At 71.3% G+C, this 4318-nt stretch carries 5 protein-coding genes; 4 read left to right on the top strand and 1 reads right to left on the bottom strand.

All coding sequences use genetic code 11. The features are described 5' to 3' along the window. The 4 genes from PLL68_RS11990 to PLL68_RS11975 all read left to right on the top strand — a co-directional run. Positions 1-299 (top strand): MazG nucleotide pyrophosphohydrolase domain-containing protein (locus PLL68_RS11990; protein WP_324534373.1); only part of this gene is annotated, 299 nt, incomplete at its 5' end. A gap of 22 nt (positions 300-321) precedes the next feature. After that, positions 322-1458 (top strand): AI-2E family transporter, encoded by a 1137-nt coding sequence (locus PLL68_RS11985; protein ID WP_324534371.1) that lies wholly within the window; start codon positions 322-324, stop codon positions 1456-1458. Positions 1459-1467: 9 nt separating this feature from the next. Then, positions 1468-2562, top strand: a complete 1095-nt coding sequence (locus PLL68_RS11980) for an App1 family protein phosphatidate phosphatase (RefSeq protein WP_324534369.1) — start codon at positions 1468-1470, stop codon at positions 2560-2562. Between the two features lie 9 nt (positions 2563-2571). Next, positions 2572-3432, top strand: a complete 861-nt coding sequence (locus tag PLL68_RS11975; protein WP_324534367.1) for an Fpg/Nei family DNA glycosylase — start codon at positions 2572-2574, stop codon at positions 3430-3432. An 84-nt stretch (positions 3433-3516) separates the two neighbouring features. Here the strand turns inward: PLL68_RS11975 and PLL68_RS11970 are convergent. Next, positions 3517-4318, bottom strand: an 802-nt coding sequence (locus tag PLL68_RS11970; RefSeq protein WP_324534365.1) for a ZIP family metal transporter, incomplete at its 5' end; no start/stop codon positions are given.

Genomic DNA, 4318 nt, shown 5'->3' with positions numbered 1-4318 from the left:
CGGGTAGGTTCGGGCGCATGGACCTCGCCACCCTCCAGGACGTCATCGAGCGCACCTACGGCGAGCGCGACCGCGAGCGCGGGGTTCCCAGCACGGTGGCCTGGCTCGCCGAGGAGGTCGGTGAGCTCGCCCAGGCCGTGCGCAAGGGCACGCAGGCCCAGCGCGAGCACGAGTTCGCCGATGTGCTGGCCTGGGTGGCCTCGCTCGCGAACCAGATGGACGTCGACCTGACCGCTGCCGTTCAGCGCTATGCCACCGGGTGCCCGCGCTGCGCAGCGATACCCTGTGCCTGCTCCTGACCACCCATCGAGAGGCACCCCCGTGGACGACGTCGTCTCGCCCCGCCTGCGCCGATGGGGCACCCGGTCCTGGCTGATCCTCGGGGTGCTCGGCATGCTCGCTGCCGGGGTGTGGGTGCTCGCGCAGGTGTCCGGTTTCGTCGTTCCGCTCATCATCGCCGCGGTGCTCGGTGCGCTGTTCGTCCCCGTCGTGCAGTGGCTGGCCGACCGGGGAGTGCCCACGTGGGGCGGGGCGCTCGCGGTGCTGCTCTTCCTCGCCGGGGTGGTGCTCGGGTCGATCTGGCTCGTCCTCGCGGGCATCGTCGGGCAGTACCCGACGATCGCCGACCAGGTCACCGCCGGCCTCGGCACGCTCGACACCTGGCTCGAGGAGCGGGGGGTCGACGTCGGCTCCGGCGACACCCTCGTCGACTCGCTCCAGGCGGGTGCCGGTGACGCGCTCGGCGGGCTCGGGTCGGTGCTGCCCGGGGTCTTCTCGGGCACGGTGTCGCTGGCCATCGGTGTCGCGATGGGCGCCTTCCTCGTGTACTACGTGCTCGTCGACTGGCACTCCCTGACCACCTGGGTCGGCCGTCACATGGGCCTGGACCCCGACACCGGGTCGGCCATCGTCGGGGATGCCGTGATGTCGGTGCGCCGCTACTTCGGCAGCCTGACGCTGTCGGCCGTCGTCACGGCCGTGCTCATCGGCGGTGCCGCCTTCGCCATGGACGTGCCGCTCGCCTTCACCATCGCCGTCATCACCCTCGTGACGTCGTACATCCCCTACCTCGGGGCGATCGTCTCCGGGGCGTTCGCGACGATCGTGGCCCTGGGCTCGAACGGCCTCACCACCGCGCTGATCCTGCTCGCCGTCATCCTCGTCGTGCAGAACGTCATCCAGACGGTCATCCTCGCGCGCCTGGCGAGCACCGCGCTCAGCCTGCACCCGATCGTCGTGCTCGGCTCCACGATCATCGGCGCAGCCCTGGCGGGCATGCTCGGGGCGGCGCTGTCGTCCCCGGCATTCGCCGTCGGCGTCCTGGTGCACCGTCGGCTCACCGCGGCGTCAGCCCAGGAGGCGCTCGCCGACGGACGGGCGGATGCCGTTGACCCTGCCACCGCGCCCGGTGGGCCGGATGCGCTCGGCGCGCCACCGGCATCCGAGAGCGTCCTCTAGGCTTTCGGCATGCCGCGACCACACGCCGCAGCAGTGCTCGAGGACGCCTACAACGAGCGCAAGTCCGGCCTGCTCCGGTCACGGGGGTGGAGCACGCGGATCGTGCCGCTCACCGGGTACGGCAGCGAGTCGCAGCTGCGGGTGTTCGCCCGGGTGATCATGACCCGCGGTGAGCAGGACGACCCCGAGGAGCCGACGCACGCGGCGCGGCTGCGGGCGGTCGAGCTCGAGACGCGCGGGTGGCGGGCGTTCTTCACGACACCGGCGATCGACGAGGTCGTGACGATCCGCATCAACGAGCGGATCACCACGGCCCGCACCGACCGCGGAGGATTCATCGACCTCACCGTGCGTGGCCACGGCCTGACGCCGGGGTGGCACCGCATCTTCGTCGGGTCGCCGAACGCGCAGACCATCGACGTGCCGGTGCTCGTGATCGGCAACGAGGTGACGCACGGGATCGTGTCCGACATCGACGACACCGTGCTCTCGACGTCGCTGCCGCGGCCGATGATCGCGGCGTGGAACACCTTCCTGCGTTCCGAGGGTGCCCGCAAGGCGGTGCCGGGCATGGCGACGATGTACCGGGAGCTGCTCGCCGAGCACCCGGAGGCGCCGGTCGTCTACCTGTCGACGGGCGCGTGGAACACCGCGCCCTGGCTGACCCGGTTCCTGCGGCGCAACGGCTACCCGAAGGGGCCGATGCTGCTCACCGACTGGGGCCCGACGAACACCGGCTGGTTCCGTTCCGGTCAGGAGCACAAGCACGCCCAGCTGCACCGGCTCGCGCGGGAGCTGCCGAACGTGAAGTGGCTGCTCATCGGGGACGACGGCCAGCACGACCCGAAGATCTACACCGAGTTCACGTCGCGCAAACCCGGGCACGTGCGGGGCATCGCCATCCGTGAGCTGTCGCCGGGCGAGCAGGTGCTCAGCCACGTCATCCCCGTCGCCAACGACGACCTCGTGCCGGCGCCGACCGAGGAGCTCGACGCGCCCGTGGTGCGAGCGCCCGACGGCTACGGGCTGGCCCCGCAGGTGCGAGCCATCTGGGCGAGTGCGCCGGCAGACGGGCCGAGTGCGCCCGGGGGCAGGCGGGGGTAGGTTCCCGCTATGCCCGAGCTTCCCGAGGTGCAGGCCCTCGTCGACTTCCTGCGTGTTCGCACCGAGGGCCTGGTCGTCACCGGGGTCGAGCTCGGCTCCATCTCGGTGCTGAAGACGTTCAGCCCACCGCCGCAGGCGCTCGTCGGTGCCCCGATCGACGGGGTCGCCCGGCACGGCAAGTTCCTCGACCTCGACTGCGGCGGAACGCACCTGGTGTTTCACCTGGCCCGGGCTGGGTGGCTGCGCTGGTCCGACGCGATCCCGGCCACGGTGCTGCGACCGGGCAAGTCACCGATCGCGCTGCGGGTGCGCTTCGACGACGGCTCGGGCTTCGACCTCACCGAGGCGGGCACGAAGAAGTCGCTCGCGGCCTACATCGTCGGCGACGTCACCGCGGTGCCGCGCATCGTCTCGCTCGGGCCTGACCCGCTCGGTGACGACTTCACGCTCGAGGTCTTCTCACAGATCGCGGCGTCGCACCGCATGCAGGTCAAGGGGATGCTGCGCGACCAGTCGATCATCGCCGGCGTCGGCAACGCCTACTCCGACGAGGTGCTGCACGTGGCGAAGTTGTCGCCGTTCGCCCTCGCGGCCAACCTGTCGCCGGACGAGGTCGAGAGGCTCTACGCGGCACTTCGGGGGACGCTGGCCGCCGCGGTGGCCACGGCATCCGGCAAGCCTGCCAAGGAGCTCAAGGACGCCAAGCGCGCGGGGATGCGGGTGCACGGGCGCACCGGTGAGGTCTGCCCCGAGTGCGGCGACGTGGTGCGCGAGGTGTCGTTCGCCGACTCGTCGCTGCAGTACTGCGCGACCTGCCAGACCGGGGGCAAGCCGCTGGCCGATCGGCGCACGAGCAAGTTCCTCAAGTAGCCGCTCGGAATGTCGCCCGGACTGTCGATATCGGCGTATCGGGCTGTATGTCCTCTGGGCTAGACAGGCCCGACACTGACCGGGTCAGGCGGCGCTGAGGAAGAACGACACCGCGAACCCGAGCACCGTGACGATGCCGACGAGGCGGCCCGCGTGCTCGACGGCCTCGGGGACCATGGTGTCGGCGACCATCGTCAGGATCGCCCCTGCGGCGAAGGTCTGGATGAACCCCAGGGTCGCCGGCGGCGCGTCGCCGAGCAGGGTGTAGCCGAGCACCGCCGAGATCGTCGATGCCGCGGTCACCCCAGCCCACAGGGCGAGGATCCAGGTGGTCGACCGGCCTGAGGCGCGCAGTCCCGTCGACGCGGACATCGACTCGGGGATGTTGGAGAGGAAGACCGCGACGACCATGGCCGTGCTCACCCCGGCGCCGCCGAGCAGGCTGATGCCGATGGCCGCGGACTCCGGGATGCCGTCGAGCAGGGCTCCCAGGACCAGAGCGGCGCCGCCCGAGCTCGCCGTCACGGCACCGGCCGTGGCTGCCGGAGGAGTGTCCAGGCCGCGCGGGTGCGGCATCCCGCCGTGCACGGGGCTCTTGCGGCGGTGACCGCCCGCGCGGTCGATGAGCCAGTCACCCGCGAAGAAGGTGGCCGAGCCGGCGATGAGACCCGCTGCCGCGGCCGGGCCACCTGCCGCCTCGTACGCCTCCATGGTGAGCTCGAAGGCGGCGGCACTGATGAGCACCCCGGCGCCGAAGCCCATGACGAGCCCGATCGTGCGGTGCGTGACCTTGAAGACGAGCCCGAGCACCGCGCCGATGATGAGCGAGACACCACCGACGAAACCCCAGAACGCAGCCTCGAACACGTCCGTCACGCTACTGCGC

This window comes from Ornithinibacter sp., assembly GCF_035443565.1.
Taxonomy (GTDB): domain Bacteria; phylum Actinomycetota; class Actinomycetes; order Actinomycetales; family Dermatophilaceae; genus Fodinibacter.
The sequence above is the reverse complement of the archived record's forward strand: the minus strand, read 5'-3'. Positions and strand labels throughout refer to the sequence as shown.

Coding starts and splice junctions, on each gene's coding strand:
- PLL68_RS11980 (WP_324534369.1), top strand. CDS start 1,468: ATGCCGCGACCACACGCCGCAGCAGTGCTCGAGGACGCCTACAACGAG.
- PLL68_RS11975 (WP_324534367.1), top strand. CDS start 2,572: ATGCCCGAGCTTCCCGAGGTGCAGGCCCTCGTCGACTTCCTGCGTGTT.